Annotated in this window: 14 protein-coding genes and 1 pseudogene; 2 read left to right on the top strand and 13 right to left on the bottom strand. The window is 69.1% G+C overall.

Annotated elements, in window-relative coordinates:
- Positions 1 to 43: 43 nt before the first annotated feature.
- From VKT83_03350 to VKT83_03290, 13 genes and pseudogenes are all read right to left on the bottom strand, one after another.
- Positions 44 to 1,279, bottom strand: coding sequence for a glycosyltransferase family 4 protein (locus VKT83_03350; GenBank protein ID HLY21484.1), 1,236 nt, complete (start codon positions 1,277 to 1,279; stop codon positions 44 to 46).
- Complete coding sequence (locus VKT83_03345; protein HLY21483.1) at positions 1,276 to 2,670, bottom strand: O-antigen ligase family protein; 1,395 nt, start codon at positions 2,668 to 2,670, stop codon at positions 1,276 to 1,278. The genes VKT83_03350 and VKT83_03345 overlap by 4 nt, the downstream gene beginning before the upstream one ends.
- Positions 2,671 to 4,218: a hypothetical protein gene (locus VKT83_03340; protein HLY21482.1), complete on the bottom strand. Its 1,548-nt coding sequence runs from the start codon at positions 4,216 to 4,218 to the stop codon at positions 2,671 to 2,673.
- A complete protein-coding gene (locus VKT83_03335) occupies positions 4,215 to 6,017 on the bottom strand; it encodes an ABC transporter substrate-binding protein (protein ID HLY21481.1) in 1,803 nt (600 codons plus the stop codon). The genes VKT83_03340 and VKT83_03335 overlap by 4 nt, the downstream gene beginning before the upstream one ends.
- Positions 6,014 to 7,003, bottom strand: coding sequence for a methyltransferase domain-containing protein (locus VKT83_03330; protein HLY21480.1), 990 nt, complete (start codon positions 7,001 to 7,003; stop codon positions 6,014 to 6,016). The genes VKT83_03335 and VKT83_03330 overlap by 4 nt, the downstream gene beginning before the upstream one ends.
- Positions 6,996 to 8,045, bottom strand: a complete 1,050-nt coding sequence (locus VKT83_03325; protein HLY21479.1) for a hypothetical protein — start codon at positions 8,043 to 8,045, stop codon at positions 6,996 to 6,998. The genes VKT83_03330 and VKT83_03325 overlap by 8 nt, the downstream gene beginning before the upstream one ends.
- 6 nt (positions 8,046 to 8,051) lie before the next feature.
- Positions 8,052 to 9,776 (bottom strand): carbamoyltransferase C-terminal domain-containing protein, encoded by a 1,725-nt coding sequence (locus VKT83_03320; GenBank protein ID HLY21478.1) that lies wholly within the window; start codon positions 9,774 to 9,776, stop codon positions 8,052 to 8,054.
- A 21-nt stretch (positions 9,777 to 9,797) separates the two neighbouring features.
- Positions 9,798 to 10,145, bottom strand: a complete 348-nt coding sequence (locus VKT83_03315) for a hypothetical protein (protein ID HLY21477.1) — start codon at positions 10,143 to 10,145, stop codon at positions 9,798 to 9,800.
- Between the two features lie 271 nt (positions 10,146 to 10,416).
- Positions 10,417 to 10,833 carry a hypothetical protein gene (locus VKT83_03310; GenBank protein HLY21476.1) on the bottom strand — a complete coding sequence of 139 codons (417 nt, stop codon included), beginning with the start codon at positions 10,831 to 10,833 and terminating at the stop codon, positions 10,417 to 10,419.
- 132 nt (positions 10,834 to 10,965) lie between these two features.
- Complete coding sequence (locus VKT83_03305) at positions 10,966 to 11,958, bottom strand: NAD-dependent epimerase/dehydratase family protein (protein ID HLY21475.1); 993 nt, start codon at positions 11,956 to 11,958, stop codon at positions 10,966 to 10,968.
- Positions 11,955 to 12,962 (bottom strand): GDP-mannose 4,6-dehydratase, encoded by a 1,008-nt coding sequence (locus VKT83_03300; protein ID HLY21474.1) that lies wholly within the window; start codon positions 12,960 to 12,962, stop codon positions 11,955 to 11,957. Before VKT83_03300 ends, VKT83_03305 begins: the two co-directional genes overlap by 4 nt.
- A gap of 333 nt (positions 12,963 to 13,295) precedes the next feature.
- Positions 13,296 to 13,814 (bottom strand): annotated as a pseudogene (locus VKT83_03295) (glycosyltransferase family 2 protein).
- A complete protein-coding gene (locus VKT83_03290) occupies positions 13,811 to 15,031 on the bottom strand; it encodes a DegT/DnrJ/EryC1/StrS family aminotransferase (GenBank protein ID HLY21473.1) in 1,221 nt (406 codons plus the stop codon). Before VKT83_03290 ends, VKT83_03295 begins: the two are co-directional and overlap by 4 nt.
- A 108-nt stretch (positions 15,032 to 15,139) precedes the next feature.
- Between VKT83_03290 and VKT83_03285 the strand changes: the two genes are divergently transcribed.
- Together VKT83_03285 and VKT83_03280 are read left to right on the top strand one after the other, a co-directional pair.
- A complete protein-coding gene (locus VKT83_03285) occupies positions 15,140 to 17,860 on the top strand; it encodes a LamG-like jellyroll fold domain-containing protein (protein HLY21472.1) in 2,721 nt (906 codons plus the stop codon).
- Positions 17,861 to 17,888: 28 nt separating this feature from the next.
- Positions 17,889 to 20,588, top strand: a complete 2,700-nt coding sequence (locus tag VKT83_03280; protein HLY21471.1) for a LamG-like jellyroll fold domain-containing protein — start codon at positions 17,889 to 17,891, stop codon at positions 20,586 to 20,588.
- Positions 20,589 to 20,604 lie beyond the last annotated feature (16 nt).

Here is a 20,604-nt window from a genome sequence, read left to right as displayed (position 1 = left end):
ACTGCAGCGCGGTTTGCTTTGGCTAACCCACAACCGTTTTCCTCTACGAATCGGTGCCCTCGCGGCCCACGACCGTGGTCAGGAGCCGGGTGTACGCCTGCGCGGCCGTCGTCCGGGACAAGTGCGCCTCCACGTACCGCCGGCCCGCGGTTCCGAGCGAGGCCCCCAGCGCAGGATCGCGGATGAGCCGCCGGATCGCCTCGGCCAGCCCGGCCGCGTCTCCCGGCGGCACGCACAGTCCCCCGCCCGACTGCTCGATCAGCGTCCGCGCGTCGCCCGCCGGCAGCGCCCCCAAGACCGGCCGGCCGGCCGCGAGGATCCCCGCGATCTTGGATGGTACCACAGGCGTCGCCACGGTGGGCTGCAGGGTGACCAGACAGCAGTCCGCCGCGCTGACCAGCTGCGGGTAACGGTCGAACGGCTGAAACGGGAGGAACCGGACCGTGTCGAGGTTGCGGGCGCGCACGAGCGCCTCCGCCTCGCTCCGTCGCACGCCATCGCCGGCCAGCAGGAACGTGACGTCCGTCTCGCCGAGATCGCGGAGCCGGGCGGCCGCCTCGACCATGATGGCCATATCTTGTGCATACCCCATTACGCCTGCAAATAAGACCACAAACCGGGCGCCAAGTCCCAATTCGGCCCGGTAGCCGTTGTTCCGGTCGCCGGGCACGACGGCCGTCGTATCGATCCAGTTGGGAATGACGGTGACTTTGGCGGGCGCGATCCCGCGGGCGACCAACGCGTCGCGGTTGCCGGCGGAGTGGACGGTGATCGCGCGCGCGTGACGGTACGCGTGGCGCTCCAGCCACTCGAGCACGCGCAGCACGACCGGGTTGCGCACGAGCCCGAGATCCACGAGCGCCTGCGGATAGAGATCCTGGACGTTGAACACGAACGGGGCGCGCCAGGCGCGCTTCAGCACGTCGCAGGCCAGCCCCACGGTCAGCGGCGGGGAATAGGCGAGGATCACGTCGTGCCGGCCGGCCCGCAGGCCCGCCGCGGCCATCGAGCCGGCGAGCGTGAAGTGCGTGACGGCCCGGATCGCCGGCGCAACTTTGACAAACGGCAGCACGCGCACGCGGAAGACCCGGACGCCGCGGGCCTCTTCGCGCGCCGGCGGCGGCGCCCCGCGCGCCTCGTCCATGTGCTCGGGCGGGTACGGCGTGATCACGGTCACGGCGTGGCCCTGCGCCGCCAAATCCTCCGCGAGCTCCGACATCAAAAGCGACACGCTCCGGATCTCCGGCGGATAGTGCGGGGTGAGCATGAGGATTTTCATGGCCTGGACACGCGGACGTCGCGCGCGGGCGCGCCGGCCATGATCATGCCGAAGAAGAGACTGAACGCGAGGGCGCCGTCCGGCGTGTCCACGACTGTGTGCACCAGGTTGAGCGCGAGGAGCGCGCCGATCCCGACGAGCCCGACCCGGGCGCCGGGCCACACCGCGTTGTCCCGGCCGCTGCGAATCCGCAGCCAGGCGGCGCGGAGCACGGCGACGACCACCGCCAGATAGAGCGCGAACCCCGCAAGGCCGGTCTTGACCAGCAGAAACCCGTACCCCGACGCGATCGAGCGCGGCGTGATGCCCTCAACGGCGAACTCGCGAATCGGAATCACGCCGCCGAGACCCTCGCCGAAAATCGGGTGGCGGGCGAACGCCGGAAGGCTGACGGCCACTTCCTTCACCCGGAGGCGAAGCGAGTCGTCCCCGCCCGCCTGGCCCCACCGCAGCACGGTGGTCCGCAGCGGACCGCTGATACCCCGCAGGACCCCCGCGGGCCGCGCGACCAACAGCCCGCCGGCCAGCACCACCGCGATCGCGATGCCGGCGAGGACCCGCCGGCGCGCGGCGTGCCGGCGTCCCAGGGCGACCGCGATCGCGGCGGCCGCCGCCAAACCGACGATTTGAGGTGAGCGCGCGCCGGAGACAAGCAGATACCAGCCGGCGGCCAGGGCCGCGGCCGCCCACGCCGCCGTCTTGAGGCGTACGGACGCGGTCAGCGCGCCGGCCACGGCCAGCAGCAGCGCGACCAGCGGCACGGACCAGTCGAGATAGTCGATCCGATACCCGGCCGCGGCGGCCACCGCGATCGTCGGCATCGGCGAGACATGCTCGTTCCAGCTGAACGACTGGACGGTGAACCCGGCCGGCGCCAGCAGCGCATCCGGCGTGTACCCGGGGAGGGCCACCAGCCAGCGGAGGTGCACGAACACCGCCGCCACCGCCACGACCGTGCCGCCGGCGTAGGCGGCGGCGAACGCGCGGAGGTCGGCGGGGCGATAACGCGGCGCGGCGAACGCGAGGCCAAGGGCGTAAAATGCCAGGCCGCGGGCCTCGCGAACGGCCGTCGCCCGTGCGCCGGCATCGTGGAGGCCGATCGCCAGCGGCACCGCCATATATAGGATGAAACCGCTGAGGAGAAGGAGCGGCGCCTCCCGCTCGACGAGGACGCTCCGGAGGATAGGCCGCGCGGCGAGCAGCACTGCGCAGGCGGCAAGGCCGTCGACGAGGTTGATTTTCGCCGTCCCGATCGTGAGAAGCGGCATGGTCCGCAGCGTGTACCAGGGCAGCATAGCCCCGGCGAACAAAAGAACCAAGAGCGACACATACGGCAGGGAAATCCGCGGGAAGGTGGGTGCCGCCTCCGCCCGGGCCAGTGCGCGCTCCATCTAGCCCGCCGCCTCCCCCCTGGGGGCCGGCGCAAACGCCGGTTCGCGGCGGGCAAGCCAGAGGGTGCCCCAGGCGATAAGCGCGGCCAGCGCGGTCAGGCGGAAGACGTTCGGATAGATCGAGAACGCCCAGCCCTCGACCGCGGTCATCATCCACGGCCACAGGATCGCGTAGATGAAAGCCCGCAGCGGCGAGACCGGCTGCAGCAGGCAGGCCACCGCTGCGCGCTGCAGCAGGCCCACGAGAAACATCCCGATCAGGATCCCGGCGATGCCGAAGTTCCAGTAGAACTCTGCCACCTCCGTGAGGGCGATGCCGCCCCGGGAGAAATCCGGATACCCGAAGAGGCGCGGCACGGGGGTCAGGACGCGCGCCAGGACGTCATATTTCGCCGGGCGGATGATCGTGGGCTCGAGCACCTTGACGACCCAGGCGAGCGACGCCCCACGCGCATAGCCGGTGATCTGGGGGACCCCCCGGACCACGGCCGCGATGCCGTCCACGCCGGACAGCCGGTCCAGGACCGCCTGCGAGCTGATGGTGACGTACTGGACCGGCGTGAAGCGGCGAAGCCGCGCGATCACCAGTCTCGTCACGTGCGGAAGCTCGCGGCCAAACGAGCGCAGCGGAATGCTCTCCAGGCCCGCGACTTCCCGGTACTCCGTGACGATCGGGGTGACGACGAACATAAAGACGAGAATCGTCGCGAGCAGGACGGCGGGTGAGATGCGCCGCCGCAGATAGTGGGCCAGCAGCAGAAGGATGAACACGATCAATCCCAGATAAAACTTGGAGCCGATGATAAACGCGTAGATGAACTCGAGGCAGGTGAGGATCGCGGCCAGAACGCGCGGACCCGGCCGGCTGCCGCCGGGAACCGCCAGCGCGACGAGCGAGAGCGCGTAGCCGAGGACCGCGAGAATCGAGAAGAACGACACGGTCTGCACGACGGGTGGGACTTGGCCCGCAAACCGGGACGCCGCGGTCGTCAAAAACCAGCCGTGCGTGAGCTCCGGCAGCCGCGCCAGCCAGCCGAGGACATAGAACACGATGGCCACCGCGTTGACCAGCCGGGCGCCGACCTGCGTATCCCCGGCGAAGAACCGCGCCGCGGCGCGGCCGTACGGAAATGGCAGCCGGTAGCCGGCAAGATATGCTGCGGCGCCCAGGTTCGCGTACCACACGGCCTGGGCCAGCCCGGCGACGATGACGCTCGGATGCGGCGTCTCGGCGGCCAAGACTCCGGGATTGATGAGCAGATCCAGCGCCCGGACGCCGATGTACAAGAAGTAGATCGCGGCGAACGACACCCCGAGCTCAAAGATGTCGAACGACCCCGTGCGCCTGGACCGAATCGCGGGGACGGCGCACAACGCGAAGAGCACGGCGACCCCGAGCCCGACGTCGGCGGGAAGCGCGGCGGCGCCCATGACGGCCCGGAGCACCGCGGCGGCGCCCATGCCGAAAAACACAAGCACAAAGGCGGCCCACCACACATCGCAGAGCAGCGATACGCCGGCCGCCGGCCACGTCCGGGCGCGCGTCATGGGAAGAAGGCGGCGGCCACGGTGTTGTCCCGCCACCGCGACCACGCCGGGCTCCGGACCTCCATCACGTAGACCGGGCTGTGCACGCGGTCCCCATTCGAAGTGAACCGGATCATCCCTGTGACACCTTGATATTGAAAGGCCGGATCGTGGAGCGCCGCGAGCACGCCGGCGCGATCCGGCGCGCCGCCCGCTCCCGCGGCGACAATCGCCTGGAGGCCCGCGCCGGCGGCGTCAAAGGCAAGGGCCGCAAACGGTTCGGGGGGGCGCCCGAATCGGCCGCGGAAGCGCTCGACGAACCGGCCGGCACCCGGATAGAGCCCAGACGGACCGTCGAGAACCGTGTAGAAGGCCGGCAGCATCGCGCCGCCCGCGAGGTAGGCGAACTCGGACGTGTCGAGGCCGTCGGCGCCGATCAGCGGCACCCGCACGCCCGCCTCGCGCATGCGCTTCAGAAGCGGCACGGCGCCCGCCATTTCCCCCCCGTAGTACACGACGGCGGGCGCCGCCGAGGCGATGGAGGCGACGACCTGGGCCAGCGTCGTGTCGTCTACGGCGCTCAATCCCTGGGCGCGCAGCCCCAGGCGCTGCCCTTCCCACCAGAATCCCGCGGCGGTACGCAGTCCATAATCGCTCGGCTCGTACACGACGTACGCGCTCCCGCCGCCAAGCCGGACGCGGACAAACTGCGCCGCGGCGACCCCCTGGACGTCGTCCCGGCCGATCACGCGGAACACCGACCCGTGTCCCGCGTCCGTCAGCGTAGCCACTTCGCCGGCGGGCGTGATCATCGGGAGGCCGGCGCCGTCGTAGACCGGCGCCGCCGCGATCGACGTGCCGGAGAGGCTGTGGCCGACGACGAGCAGCACGGAGGGATCGGCCGCGAGACGCCGCGCGTTGTCCGCCGCGACCGCGGGATCTCCTCGATCGTCCGCCGCGATCACCGACGGTCCGATGCCCCGCGCCCGAAGCGCGGCGCCGAGGTCCTCAACCGCAAGCTGCACGCCGTCACGAATGGCACGGCCGCCCGCGGCCGACGGCCCGGATAGCGTCGCGTTCACCGCGATGGTAATCTGCCGCGAGGCGAGACGGGGCGCGGGCGGAACGGCGGCGGCGGACGGCGGCGATGCGGCACGGCCGGCCGGTTCCCGGCGCATCCGCTCGACGACCGGGAGCAGTCCCGGATTCGACTTGGCCCACGCGGTGCGCCGGACGCCCGGCGCGGTCACCTGCATCATCCCGACGACCCGGCCGGCGGTGTCGAGCACCGGGCCGCCGGCAAACCCCGGGCTGACCAAGGCGTCGGAGAAGAATGCGTACACCGGGGGACCCGCGATCCGGCTGATCGTCCCTTCTCCCTCCGCGAGATCGCGCGAGCCGAGGGATTCCGCGAACGGGTAGCCGTAGGCGCGCACCGACTGTCCGATCTGGAGCGGCGTCGAGTCTGCAAACGGCGGGACCGGCAGGAGATGCGGGGCCGCGACCTTGAGCAGGGCGAGATCGCTGCCCGCGTCCGACGCCACCAGCCGGGCGGGAAGCGGCGAGGATCCGGGCAGCGTCACGGTCAGGGTGTGCGCGCTGCGCACCGTGCGCAGCTCGGTGACGATCAGGCCGTCGGACGCGACGACGATGCCGGCCTGGGCGTTGGTCAAGCCGAGCGGAAGGGTGGCGGTGACGAGGGGCACGACGATCTCGGGCGGCAGACCCGCGCGGCCGGGCGTCCCCGCATCACCCGAGGCGGACAGCAGCAGGGTCGCGGCGGCACAGGCGCCGGCAATTCTGTTGAGCGCCGTGGTCACGCGGATCCGTCCTCGCGACGCCTAGATCTCACGTAAAGACTATCCGCACCCAACACCAGCCAGGGCAGCCTTTCACTGAGATGGCGAATCAACTCGGAGCAGTATACCACGTATCGAAACGGGGGCGGCAGGAGTTCTTGATCGCTGGCCTGCGGATTCAGCGAAAAGTAGCCGTCCGCGAAGAGCGACGTGGGACCGATCGCGCGCGCGAACACGCGGCGGAGCTCGCGCGGGCTCCAATACCTCACCTCGAAGGCCCGCGTGCGGCGGAAGCCTCGACGCGCCTGATGGTACAGGTTGCGGAGGCCGAACGCGTTCGGCATCTGGATGATCGAGATCCCCGACGCGCCGAGCACGCGCCCGATTTCAGCGAGCGCCTTCCGAGCGTCGCCCTTGTCGAAGTGCTGGAGCACGCTGTAGGAAAATGCCACGTCGAACGATCCCGCGCGGAACGGCAGGTGCCGCGCGTCGGCGACCACGTAGATCGCCGCCGCGCCCAATTGGTGCGCGACGCGGCGCGCGGCCTCGATCGCCTCCAGCGATGGATCGACGCCGACGGCGCGGTACCCTTTCCTCGCCGCGCTGACGCACCAACGCCCCCAGTTGCAGCCGACGTCCAGGAAGACCCGCCCCCCGCCCGGCGGCAGCCGGACGTCGGGGATCGGATACTCCGTCAGCCGGCCCACGAGCCGGCGGTACATGTTTCCGCACGTGCCGGCGACCGCGTCCTGCACGAATGGATCGACGCCGCCGGCCGCGGCGCGGCCGGTGGCGGCGCGCCCGCCCGGCGCGGCCGCATCGCCGACACGCGACAGCGTCTCGTGAAAAGCCACGTGGGTGGGCGGCACGTCGGACAGCAGCATGACGGGGATCCCGCCGACACAAGGATAGGCATGCCCCGCGGGACACACGAGCGTATCGCCTTCCTCGCGCAGCGCGCCGTGGTCGCGGGGGCACACGAGATGCTCGCGCAGCCAGCTATCCATTCGCGATGTGGGTCCGCCAGAGGTGTGCGACGTGATCTTCCCCCCGCACCGCGAGCCCGCTGGCGGCCAGCACGTCGCCGTCGTTGGCGCCCGACGGCAGCACGATGTTCGCGTATTGAAACAACGCGAGCGGCCAGCCGTCGCGGGCCCACCGCGTGAGCGCCGACCATGCGCCGCCGTCCGCGCCGCCGTACAGCGTGGCGTACCGGCTCCGGTTGACGCGGCTCGGTTCGACCGCCGTCGAGAAAAAGAGCGCGCCGCCGGCGCGGCAACTCCAAAAACTCGACCCGTCAATCGCCGCCAGCCGGTCCAGGCGGCCGCGGTGGTCCAGGCGGTAGATGTAATTCGCTTCGAGCGGAGTGTCCGTGGCGAAGTAGACCGCGTCCGCGCCCGGCACGAGCGTCACCGCGCGGGCCTGCTGGCCGCCGGAGCGCACTACCTCGACCGAGGACCAGTCCGGCGCGGCTCGAAGCATCCGGCACTCCTCGCCTTCGTCCCCGGTCAGCACCCACAGACGGTCGGCGTACGGATCGTACGTGATGCTGTGCACGTGGCGGATCGCCCCGGGCGGGAACGTGTAGACCGCCTCCCATGAAGCGCCGGCGTCGGCCGAGCCGTAGACGTGCACGGCCTCCCGGTGCGGATTGTCGAAATACTCTCCCCAATACAGGCGGCCCGAGGGCGTGGCGGCGATCGCGAGGGGACGCGTCCCGCGCGGGACGCGAAAGACGGCCTGAAATCGGTCGCTCCCGGGCCGGAGCACCCCGATCGCACCCGGAAAAACGGCCGCGAGCGTGCCGTCGGGCAGTCCCGCCAGCGCGTGAAACCCGTCGCGGACCAGCCGGGCAGAGAGGCGATTCCGGGACGTCACACGGCGCCAGCGTGCGGGACTGAACGACGCGCGGCGCGTCCACCGGCCGGTGCCGGGCTCCCAGCGCAGCAGCGCGTAGCCGCGTCCGGCGTACAGCGCGCCGGCGTGCCAGGCGAGCACCCGCAGGCCGGGGAACCGGCCGATCGGTTCCAGGCGCACCGTCACGGACATCGGGGGTTACTTACGGACGAGATGGTTCCCGAGGACGAGCGCGTCCATGCGCGTGCGTAGAAAACACTCGATCGCCTCTCGGGGGGTGCACACGATCGGCTCGTTCTCGTTGAAGGACGTGTTCAACACGACCGGCACCCCGGTCTGCTCGCCGAACTCCTTGATGAGCCGCCAGTACAGCGGGTTGGCCGGCCGGTCCACGGTTTGCAGCCGGCCGGTCCCGTCGACGTGGGTCACCGCCGGGATATCCCCCCGCCGCGCCGGCAACACATTATACACTTTCAGCATGAACGGGTCCGGATAGGTCTGGTCAAAATATTCGCCCACCGCGTCCAGCAGCACCGACGGCGCGAACGGCCGGAACGGTTCCCGGCGCTTGATGCGGGCGTTCAGCACGTCCTTCATGTCCGCGCGCCGGGGATCGGCGACGATGCTGCGGTTGCCGAGGGCGCGGGGGCCCCACTCCATCCGCCCCTGAAACCAGCCGACCACATTGCCCTCGGCCACCAGCCGCGCCGCGCGGCGGACGAGCTCGTCCTCGTCGAGGGACTCGACGGCCGCCTGGTACGACGCCAGGATCTCCGCGATCTCCCGGTTGGCGTACTCGGGTCCGGTGTAGGCGTGGGTCATGACGTACGATCGCGGCCGGCCCAGCACATGATGGTAGATGTAGTAGCACACGCCGAGGGCCGTCCCCGCGTCGCCGGCCGCCGGTTGGATGAAGATGTCGCGGAACTCCGTGTTCGGCAGGATCTTCCCGTTGAAGGCGCTGTTGAGGGCGACCCCCCCGGCCATGCACAGCGCCGCCGCACCGGTCTCCCGCTGGAGACGCCGGACCAGCGCGAACTCGGCCTCTTCGAGCATCGCCTGCAGCGACGCGGCGATGTCCTGGTGTCTTCGCGTGATCTCCGCGCCGGGCTCGCGCGGCGGGCCGAACGTCTCGACCATCTTCGGCGAGTACATCGTGCCGATCGCCGGCGAGCCTTCGTCGAAGGTCATCGACGCGCCCGCGGCATGGTGGACGAAGAAATCCAGGTCGAGCTCGAACGTGCCGTCGGCCTGCACCCGCAGCATCCGCCGGAATTCGTCCATGAACACCGGCCGGCCGTATGGCGCGAGGCCCATGACTTTCCCCTCGTCGCCGTACTGCGGAAACCCGAGCCACTGCGACACGGCGGTGTAGACGTAGCCGAGCGAATGGGGAAAGTTGATCTCGCCCAGAATGTCGAGGCGGTTGTCGTTTCCGGTGCCCCACATCGTACTGACGAAATCGCCCATGCCGTCGACCGACAATACCGCGGCGCGGGGGAACGGCGAGACAAAAAACGCGCTCGCCATGTGGGCGCGGTGATGTTCGACGTTGTGGAACTGCGCCCGTAGGCGCCGCGGATCCAGCCCGAGCGTCTCGCTGAGCGCCGCGTCGGGCCGGCGCACCTGCAGCTGATTCGCCAGGCGCTCGCGGATCAGTCCGAGGCTCGGTCGGCGCGCGAGCGTGAACAGCACCTTCTTCATCAGATTCGCGCTCGGATCGCGCGAGATCCCGACGTGGTCGAGATCGTAGGCGGTGATCCCGCCCGCGCGGAGGCAGTACTCGATGGCGAGGCGTGGGAATCCCGCCCAGTACTTGATGCGCCGGAAGCGCTCCTCCTCCGCGGCGGCGATGAGCTCGCCGTCCCGGATCAGGCAGGCCGAAGCGCCGGCATGATGCGCGTTGATGCCTAGAATGTGCATCCTACGGGAGTGGGCCTCTGCTCAACAGGTCTCGACCGCCTGGTTATACACGATGTAGATCCGGCCCGATCCGGGCCCGTTCCACATCGGCGTATCGCCGGGATAGTATACGTCCACGTAGTACACCGTGCCCGCTCCGAGCTGCCATCCCATTGCCGCCGTGAGCGTTTCATAGACAAACCCCGCCGGCCACGACGCCTTGTCCAGGATGGATTTGAGTCCAGGCGGTACTCCCGCGCCGCCGCGCGCCATGTCCGGATAGCAGTTGTTCTCTACGTAATAGCGCTTCACGGCGTTCACGACGGGTGCGGCCTGCTTGACCTTGGTGGGATTCGCCTGGACGGCCGGTGGCGGGGCCTTCCACGGCACCGGCGGTGGCAGTTTCCGGACGGGCCGCGGTGGCAATTGCATGACCGAGGGCGGCGTACGCTGCTGCTGCGCGACGGCCGGCGGCGCCGTCGGTGAAACCGGCTGCATGACCGACGGCGGCTGCTGCGCGGGCGGCTGCTGCGCCCCTTGACGGGCCGAGGTACATGCCGATGCCAGAATCGCGGCAGCGCCAAGCGCCGTAACGCGCGTGACAACAAGGATTCTGCTCGCCGACGCGCTCAACATGTCGTGACCGGCTTGTTGTGCACAACTAGCGTGGGTGAGGGATTCGTTCACAGGCATTCGTGCCGATGCTGGCTGGGGGTGCCCAGCGCGGGCGGATGCCCGTTGCCAATTCGATGACCAAAGCCGCCTTTTCGATCGCGTCTTCTCGCATATGAGAAGTGTCTCCTTTTATGCGGGTGGCTTCCACGTCCTCCAACGCCCGCTGAGCGTTTTCGGCGTCGTTCAGCGCCTGCTGGATCGCAGGGACATCCTGCCCGAACGTTTGACCCGTCCGGTCCAGTTGGGGGTTCTTGGCGAAATAACTAGTGGCTGTGAACGCAGCCGCATTAATGGCCGCTTGCACCGACCCTGAGGCGGCGCCGCCAAACTCGGGAATGCGCTGGATCGCGGGGGATAGGCGCTCCGTGATCCGGGAAGATACGTCGATTCCAGCCAATGTCACCAACGCTCCTGATGCCACCCACACGTACCACGGGACGTGCCTCCAACGCATCGCCCGCCTCCATTCTACCGGCGCTTATTTTGGGTCATCAGCAGCGTCTGCGGCCCAATGCGGGACGCCTCGGGAATAGTGTCAACGTACCTGCGGGGAGTGACGCGACACCTGCGTCGCGTACCATTCGATCGTGCGCCGCAGGCCCTCGCGGAGCGGCACCGCGGCGTGAAATCCGAGGACGCGCTCCGCTTTGGCGGTGTCGCACGTCCGCCGCGGCTGCCCGCCGGGACGCGAGACGTCGAACTCCACGGCGACGCGCCGGCCCGACAGCTCGACGATGAGGTGCGCGAGGTCCCGGATCGTGACCTCTTCGGTCGACCCGATGTTGACCGCATCCGCCTCCGGATAGCGCTCCGCGGCCGCGATCAGTCCTTCCACGAAATCCGTGACGTAGAGAAACGTCCGCGTCTGCTCGCCGGTCCCCCACACCCGCAGCGGGTTTTCACCCGCAAAGATCCGGCGGATCAGCGCGGGGATCACGTGCGATGAGTCCGGGTTGAAGTTGTCGCGCGGTCCGTACGCGTTGTACGGGCGCGCGATCGCGACCGACAGTCCGTACTGACGCGCGTACGCCGCGCCCAAGAATTCTTCCATGCGCTTGGACCAGCCGTAGCCCTCGTTGGTCGGCTCCGGCGTCCCCGCGAAGCCCTCTTCCTCCGGCGTCGGCACGGAGCACTCCCGCGGGTAGACGCAGGCGGAGCTGACCACCAGGAAACGCTTCACTCCGGCGATCCGGGCCGCCTCGATGACGTTCATGAAGATCGTCATGTTCTCGCGAAAAATCGATGCGGGATGGTCGATGTTGTACTGGATACCGCCGACGCGGGCCGCGAGGTTCATCACCACGTCGTGTCCGGCCACGGCCGCGGCGCACTCCTCCCAGCGGCCGAGATCGGCCACGGGCAGCGCGACCCGGTCGAGCACGCCGGCGAGATGGTCACGGCGCGCGTCCGCCGACCGCAGCGGCACGGTCACCGCCGCGCCGAGCGCCACGAGACGCTCGACGAGGTGGCTGCCGATGAATCCCGCCCCGCCGGTGACGAGGACGCGCTTACCGATCCAGAAACTCATCCTCTCGCGTACCGCTCTTGCGGCGGTGCGGCGGGCCGGCCGGCCCCGACGCCCACCAGCGCGCAATCGGCTTCGACCATGAGCCGTACTATCTCGTGGAACCTCGTCGCCGCGACCCACCCGAGCCGGTCCCGGGCTTTGGACGCATCGCCCACAAGATTCTCTCCCTGCGCGGGCCGGACGTGCTGCGCCGCGGTCTCGACATGATCGCGCCATGCCAAACCCGCTTCGGCGAACGCCGCGTCGACGAATTGCTCGACGCTGTGCGTCTCACCCGTGGCGATGACATAGTCATCCGGCTCCGGCTGCTGCAGCATGCGCCACGCCGCGTCGACGTACTCGGGTGCGTACCCCCAGTCCCGCTGCGCCGACAGGTCCCCGAGCGTCAGGCCTTTCTGCAATCCGGCCTTGATCCGAGCCACGGCGCGGGTGACCTTGCGGGTGAAGAAGTTCTCGCCGCGCCGCGGCGACTCGTGGTTGTAGAGGATCCCGTTGCAGACGAACATCCCGTACGCCTCACGATAGTTGACCGCGGTCCAGTACGCAAACGCCTTCGAGACCGCGTACGGCGTCCGCGGATGAAACGGCGTGCTCTCGTTCTGCGGAGAGGATGCCGCCGCCCCGAACATCTCCGAGCTGGCGGCGTGAAAGACGCGGGTGGCGCATCCGGCGGCCCGCAGCGCGTCGAGCACTCGCAGCATCCCCAGCGCGGTGATGTCCGCCGTGTATTCTGGAATCTCGAAGCTGAGTCCGGCCTCACTCTGCGCCGCGAGATGGTACAGCTCGTCCGGCCGGACGGCGCGAATCACCTCGACGACACGCCCCGCGTCGGCGAGGTCCGCGTGGTGAAGATGGATCCGCGGACCGCCGGGGCCGTCCAGCAGCGCGGCGAGGCGCCCGACGGCGGACGAACTGGTCCGGCGGATCGTTCCGTGGACATCGTACCCCTTCGCGAGCAGGAGCTCCGCGAGATACGATCCGTCCTGTCCGGTGATCCCGGTGATGAGGGCGGTCTTCCGGCGCGGAGATGCCGCCGCGTGCCCCCCTAACGAGGAGGCGGCGAGCGCGGCGGGTGCGGGCGGCGGCGGTGTTGAGGCCGGCACCGGCGCGCCCGCGGGTTCCCGCGGCCCGGGCGACATTCCCGCCAGCAATTCGCGCGCGAGTGTCCGCGTGAAACGCCGGCCGGCGTCCACCGATCCGACTTTACTCACGCCTCCGATGCGCGGCCCCTCGCGCGTCGGGAATTCGACAATGCGAAGGCCGCGTCTGAGCGCCCGGATCGTCATCTGATACTCGATGGTAAAGTCCTTCACGTCCAAACCGAGCACGTCGAATGCCTCCCGGCGGATCGCCCGGTAGCCGTTGATGCTGTCCGTCACATAGCCGCGGCCCGTCAGGCAGGCACGGGTGTTCCACAGCAGATTGGCGATCAGCGTATACCCCTGGTTCGCCCACTTCCGCGGCTTGATGACCTGATCGCTCTCCTCGTTGCGTGCGCCGCGCATCATCCGGGAGGCGATAATCAGATCGCAGCCGCGCTCACAGTACTCGCGGAATTTCGGGATGTCCGCCGGGTCTTCGTTCCCGTCCGGGCTGAAGAACACGATGAGATCGCCCCGCGCCCGACGGACGGCCAGGCGGAACGCCTCCCCCCGCCCGCGGACCTCCTGCACGATCACGGGCAGGCCGCGCGCCTCGAAGAACGCGCGTGTGCCGTCCGTGGACCCGCCGTCCACTACGAATGCCTCGTCCACCGCGGCGAGCGGAATGCGGGCGAACATGCCGCGGACCGCATCGATTTCGTTGAGCGTCAGGATGGCGAGCGACACCCTGAGGCCGGCCGGAGGCGCGCTCATCGTCTGAAGAACGCGTGCATCTGCTCGATGATGAAGTCGAGCTCCCGCCGCGTGAGTCCCGGATGGCATCCGACGTAGAAACCGTTCTGCGTCACCCACTGCGCCACGGGATAGCGGGCCGCGAGAGGGCCGAAGAGGCGCCGGTAGAACGGCTGCGACAGCAATGGGAAGGCATCCCGCGTCTCGACGTTCCGGTCCTCGAGGAAGAACACCAGGTCGCGCTTGCTGCCGGCGCCGGGACGCAGAACGATCGGATACATCATGAACGCATGCTCGGTGTGCGGCCGGATCGCCGGCAGCTGCACCCGATCCTCGAGATCGCGGAGGCCGTTCGTGAGATACGCGGCGTTCCGCCGGCGCTCGGCGATCGTTTCCCGCCAAGTCTTGAGCTGCGCGAGGCCGAGCGCGGCCTCCAGTTCGGTCGCACGGTAGCTGTAGCCTTGGCGAACGAACGAGAAGCGCCGTTCGACCACCCGGAGCATCGCCGCGCCGCGCAGCCGTTTGTCGTCGTCGATCGACGTGTAAATGCCGTCCCGTCCGTGGTTGCAGAGACTCTTCAGGAGCACGGCGAGGTCTTTGTCGTTCGTGCAGGCCAGTCCGCCCACGCCGGTTGTGAGGAGGTGCGCGGCATAGGTGGAGAAGCATGCGATCTCGCCCCACGAGCCGACGGGGGCGCCACGGTACTTCACGAACATCGCCTCGCAGGAATCCTCGAGCACGTGCAGCCGCCGGCGCCTTGCGATCTCGAGAATCGGCCGCATGTCGCACGGCTGGCCGAAAAGGTGCACCGGCATGATTGCTCGGGTCCGGCGGGTGATGTGGCGCTCGATCTGGGCGGGATCGATCTCGTAGTAGCATGGGTCGATGTCGACGAACACCGGCTTGAGCCCGGCCATCAGCACCACATTCGACGTGGCGATAAACGTAGCCGCCGGGACGAGCACCTCGTCGCCGGGCTTCCAGCGGTAGGTATTGCGGAGCGCGTCAACGGCGACCTGCAGCGCGCTCGTGCCGCTGTTGCAGAACACGGCGAACCGCCGTGCGTGTGCCTCGGCAAACTTGCGCTCGAGCGCCGCCGAGTAGGGCCCGTAGGAGAGGCGGGCGGTGCGCAGCACGTCGGCGACGTAGCGTTTTTGGAGCGGGGAGATCAGCACCGTTCCGACGCCGATCTGATGCGGATAACGCCGACGCGGCCCCTCGGCCCTCAGTCGCGGCATGTGCCGTAAGTTCGCGCGGAGCGCGCGCTCGTTCCTCTGTGGCGGCAGCAGGTCGGCGCGGGCCGTAAAGAGAACCTGACGGCCCGAAGTATCCGCCCGGGGGGAACGATGATCGGACAAAAGCTCCGCGAAGCCGTCGCGTCACGCGAGACGAGTCTGCTCGGGCTGGTCCTTACTGCCGCGCTGGCGGTCAGGCTGCTGGGCGTAGGCCGGGGTCTCCCGTACATGCACGAGTGGGACGAGCCCACGGTCCTCAGCTACGTCATCGGGATGATGCAGCGCGGGGATCTGTACCCCAACGCGTTTGTTTACCCGAGCGTGTACTATTACATGCTGCTGCCGGTGATGTACCTGCACTATTTCTATCTGCACGCGCGCGGCGCGCTCGCCACGCCGTGGGACATCAACCTCTTTCACCCTCAGGCCTCAGGCAGCGCGTATTGGTGGTACATCAGCGTTCCATCGTTCTACTTGTGGGGACGCGTGCTCACGTCGCTCGTCGGTACCGCGACCGTCTACTTGGTCTACCGCCTCGGCAGGGCGGTCTACGGCGCGCCGGCCGGTTTACTGGGCGCCGCGTTTCTCGCGTTCGCCCCCGGCGCCGTGTACTACTCGGATACGGTCCGCGTGGACATCCCGATGACGTTCTTCGTCACGCTCACCCTGCTGACCGGGCTCGCGGTGCTGCGCCGCGGAACAGTCCGCGACTACGCGGTGACCGGCCTGCTGGCCGGCGTCGCGATCTCGACCAAGACGAACGCGGTGGTCGTCGGACTACCGCTCGCCCTGGCCCATCTGCTCAACACCCAGCGGAAGCACCTGATCACGGCACCGCTCGTGCTGATGGGCGCCTGCGCGCTGGCCGGTTTCGCGCTCGGCACACCATACGTCCTGATCCGATCCCAAATGGTCCTACAGCAGTTTCGCGACCAGGCCCTGGCCTACGGCGGCATTCCGAGCCTCCATCTTATGAAGACGATCCTACCCAGATATCTCGCGTACTTCGTCCGCCCCAGCCAGGGCGACGAGTGGTTCGTTGTCCCGCACGCTGCGATCGGCCTGCTGCCGGCGATTGCCGCGCTCACCGGCGCGATCGTCGGGTACCGGTCCGCGCCGCGCGAGCACGTATACTTGGTCAGTTTCCCGGTGGTCTACATCCTCTTCATGTCAGGACAGCGGTTGACGACGCTCCGCAACATGATGGCGGCGCTGCCGGTCATTGCGCTCTTGGCAGGGGTCGCCTGCGTCTGGGCGTGGCGGCTGGTACTGAGCCGGTGGCCGACCGGACACGTCCGCCTCGCTCCGGCGTTCGCCGGTCTCGCGGTGGTGACGCTGCTCGCGGCGCCCGCGCGGGACAGCATCCGCCTCGGATGGACGTTGGGCTTCCGCCCCGACACTCGGACCGCCGCCGTCGATTGGCTGCGCCGCCACATGGCGCCGGGCTCGCGCATCGCCTTCGAAGAGGACCTACGATGGTTCATCCCGGGGCTCGACCGGCTGCCCTATACCACGCTGTTCGCGCCGCGGGACGCCGACGTCGCCTGGTACTTGAAGAACCGCGTCGCCGTTGCCGTGGTCGGCGACCGGAGCCCGCTCGACCGTCTGCCGCCGCTGGCCGTGATTCCGCGGCCACCGTACGTCTACACGGCGGACTCCTGGGCGCTGGATACGTATCCGGTCATCGATCCGAAGATTTACATCGTCCGGCCAAAGCCGCAGGAGGTCAACGCAGTCTTTCCCGTGCAGCTGGAGGCGGGAGATATGGTGCCCGACCCAGTCTCCAAACAGGCCGTGGGCGCGTACGGGCAGACAATCCACCTACCCGACCAGCGGTTCACGCCGGGCCCCTATACGATCAGCGTCGCCGGCGCGTGGCCCTGGCTGTGGGCGCCGCCGACGTATCAGCTCTATATCGAGATCCAGGTCGGGCGGCTCATCGTGGCGAGTCACACCGTCGGCGGGCTCGAGCCCCTGAATTTCACGACGCCGCCGTTCCGCATCGAACAGGCGGCGACCCTGCCGGTCCAGCTGCATGTCACGCTACGCACGCCGCGCCGGGACACCCACGCAGGGTGGGCCCTCCGACCGTCGCCGACCTGCGCGACCGTATCGGATGCGCCGTCGCTCAACGTTCAGCAACTGACCGCCGAAGCCTGGCTGTACCTCGAGAGCATGCATGAACCGCCCGGCATGCATACGATGGCGGGATTGGAGTCGGAAGGTCCCATCCTGAGCAAGCGCGATAACAACGGCTACACTCTGCGGCTGTCGGGTGACAGCAACAACAAGATCTGGGTGGACCTGAGCGTCGCGGGACGGTGGGGGGCCGGCCGCGCCGGGTTTGTGCCGTTCCGGAAGTGGACCCATCTCGCGGCGACGTACGACGGCCACAAGACCGCGATCTATATCAACGGCAGCCCGGCGATTCAGGACACCGGCCGGACGCCCAACTACGAAGGGACCATTCAAAGCGAGGGCGCGCCGCTGGCGATCGGCTGCCGGGATCCTCGGGCTTCCGACCAGGTCTCGTTTACCGGCTTGATCACCGGCGTCCGCCTGTGGGATCGCGTCCTGCGCCCCGACGAGATCCACGACGAAGCGAACATCCAGCGCCTTCCCGACAAGAGCCCCGGCCTAGTCGGCAGTTGGACCTTCCAGGCGACCACAGGGGACCAGATCCTGGACCTGTCGCCTGCGAAGAACAACATTGGCAACGCCCTGCAGCTCAAGCGGGTCCCGATCGAAGGCGGGACGCCGGCGCTGCCGTCCTGGACGGCCGGTGAGCTGAATCTCATCGAAACGGTTGCCATCCGGCGGGCGACGCCCTAACATGGCCGGCCGTGCGCCGGCGGTGAGAATGTCCGCGGCCGGCCGGTGGGGACGGGCCCTGCTCCTGCTCGCCGTCCTCACCGGGGCGGCGCTGCTTCGCCTGCCCGGCGTTGTTCATGGCATCCCCTACATCTACGAGTGGGACGAGCCCACCGTGATGAACGCGGTGGTCGGGATGCTGCAGCGCGGCGACTGGACGCCGCGGATGTACGTCTATCCACCGGTGTATTTCTACCTTCTATATCCAGTGCTCGCGTTCCACTACGCTGCGCTGCACTCTGCCGGACTGCTCGCGTCGCCTGCGGCGATCGCGCTGACGCCGCCCGACGGAACGCAGTACTACTGGTATCTCGGCGTCCCGACGTTCTACGTCTGGGGCCGTCTCCTCACGGTGCTCTTCGGGGTGGGCTGCGTGTACCTCACCTACCATATCGGCCGGCGCGCCTTCGACGCCCCGACCGGCTTCGTGGCCGCCGCCGTGCTCGCGCTCGCGCCGGGCGCCGTGTATTATGCGGGCGTCATCCGCACGGACGTACCAATGACGTTCATGGTGCTGGTCGCATTTGGGGCGGGCCTGCATATCCTCCGCGGCGGCACGCCGTTCGACTATCTGGCGGCCGGAATCCTGGCGGGGCTGGCCATTGTGACGAAGTATCCGGCGTTTCCGGTCGTCATCTCGCTCGTAACCGCCCACCTCCTGGCCCCCGGACGGCGGCGTCTTGTCGATAGAGACATCGCCGTACTGGGCGGCGGCATCGTGGCGGGCATTCTCCTCGGATTCCCGGAACTCGCCGTGCGGCCGCTCGCGGTCATTCACGAGATCCAGGCCGTCCGCCTGGCCCGCATGGGCCCTCCGTTCGCGACCCTCGTCCCCTACCTGCGATACCTCGCCACCGGCATCACCTGGATCTGGTTCATCCCGCGGCACGCCGGCCTGGGACTCGTGGCCACGGTGCTCGCCGGGGCCGGCGCGCTCGGCGGGTGGCGCGATCACCGCCGCGCGCAGCTGATGGTGCTGAGCTTCGCGGTCCCCATCCTTGCCATCACCTCGACGCAGGCCTACATGTCGCCCCAATACATGGCGCCGCTTCTGCCGTTTGCGGCGCTGCTCGCGGCGCGGGCGGTCGCCACCGCCGGCGCGTGGCTGAAGCAGAACGCGGGCACGACGCGGGCGGCGCCGGCCCTCACGGCCGTGCTCATCGCCGCCATCCTCGCCGGTCCCGCGTCGGAATCGGCGCGTCTCGCGCGGCGCTTTCTTCGGCCCGACAGCCGCGTGACCGCGACGGCGTGGCTGCGGACGCACGTCCCGGACGGCAGCACCGTCGCGGTGGCCGAGGATCTGCACTGGTTTCTCCCCGCGTTCGAGGGTGCGCCGTTCAAGGTGCTGGTGGCGGCGCGGGCGCAAGAGACATCCAGCTGGCTGATCCAGCAGCACGTCGGCTACTACGTGCAGCCCGGGGCCCGCGACGCGTTCCCGCGATTTCCTCGCCTCGCCGCGTTTGCGGGGGATCCGAGGATGGCGGCGCCGCCCGACTCCCCAGCCGACCTCGTTCCGGTCATCGACCCGGCGATCACCGTCCTCGACGCGAGGGGCGCGCTGCCGGCGGACACCGATACCGCCTTTCCGAGGCGTGTGGCGCCGGACGAGATGATCGCCGAGCCCGCACGCTCGCTCACCCCGGGGACGATCACCGGCGTGGTCCACCTCCCCGGTCTTCACGTGCATCCCGGCCGCTACGCCGTCTCGGTGACCGCGGGGTGGGCGCCCCCGGCCTGGCTTCCGCCGCTCGTGGAGACCCGCTATCGGATTCGTGTCCTCGCCGGCGATCGCGAGGTCGGCGCGTTCACAGTGAGCGATCCCAGCCAACGGACGTATACCACGCCGCCGTTCGACGTCACATCCACGCGGACGCTGCCGCTGCGCCTCATCGAGGAGCTGCAGGGCTCCGTGTGGGCATTCAGGCCGAGCAAGGATCGATGCGCCCGCGTCCCCGACGCCGCCGGCCTGAATCCGCAGCAGTTCACCCTCGAAGCGTGGGTGTGGATCAACGATCTTCACCACACCTCGCCCGCCAACGAGGAACACGAGGCCCGCATTCTGTCGAAGAACGCCGAATCGGGCTACACGCTGCGAATCGAGGGACAGCGGTTGCCGGAGACGTGGAAGCTCGAGGTCGCGCTCGCCGGGCAGTGGAGCGCCGTAACGGGCAGCGCCGGCGTCGCGTCAACGGGGCCCGAAGGCGTCGTGCCGCTGCGGACCTGGACGCACGTCGCCGCCACCGCCGACGGCCGCGTCGCGCGCATCTACATCAACGGCGTGCCGGTGGGCACGCAGTTTACCGCCAATCCGAGCGGCGCGTACACGGGTCCGATCAAGAGCGCCGGGGCGCCGCTCTCGATCGGATGCCGGGCGATCTTCGACGATTGGTTCGATGGCGCGATCGCGCAGGTGCGAATCTGGGACCATGCGCTTTCGCCGGAGGAGCTCCGGCGCCGCATGGCGATCGCGCCGAAGCCCGATGATGCCGGATTGCTGGGGGCGTGGTCGTTCGATACGGTCACCCCGGACGGCCGCATTCCCGATCTCTCCGGACACGGACACGACGTCCCCGGCGCCGCCGGCCTCACACGCGTGCTCGAGCCGCTGCTATTGAATCCCCGCCAGGCGGACCGGATCAGTCCGAGTCTGCCAGTACCGGGTCCGGTGATAGTGGAAAAGGCGCCGTAGTTCCGACCGCGCGTCG

Source organism: bacterium (assembly GCA_035308905.1).
Lineage (GTDB): Bacteria > Sysuimicrobiota > Sysuimicrobiia > Sysuimicrobiales > Segetimicrobiaceae > DASSJF01.
This window is presented reverse-complemented; position numbering and strand designations above follow the sequence as displayed.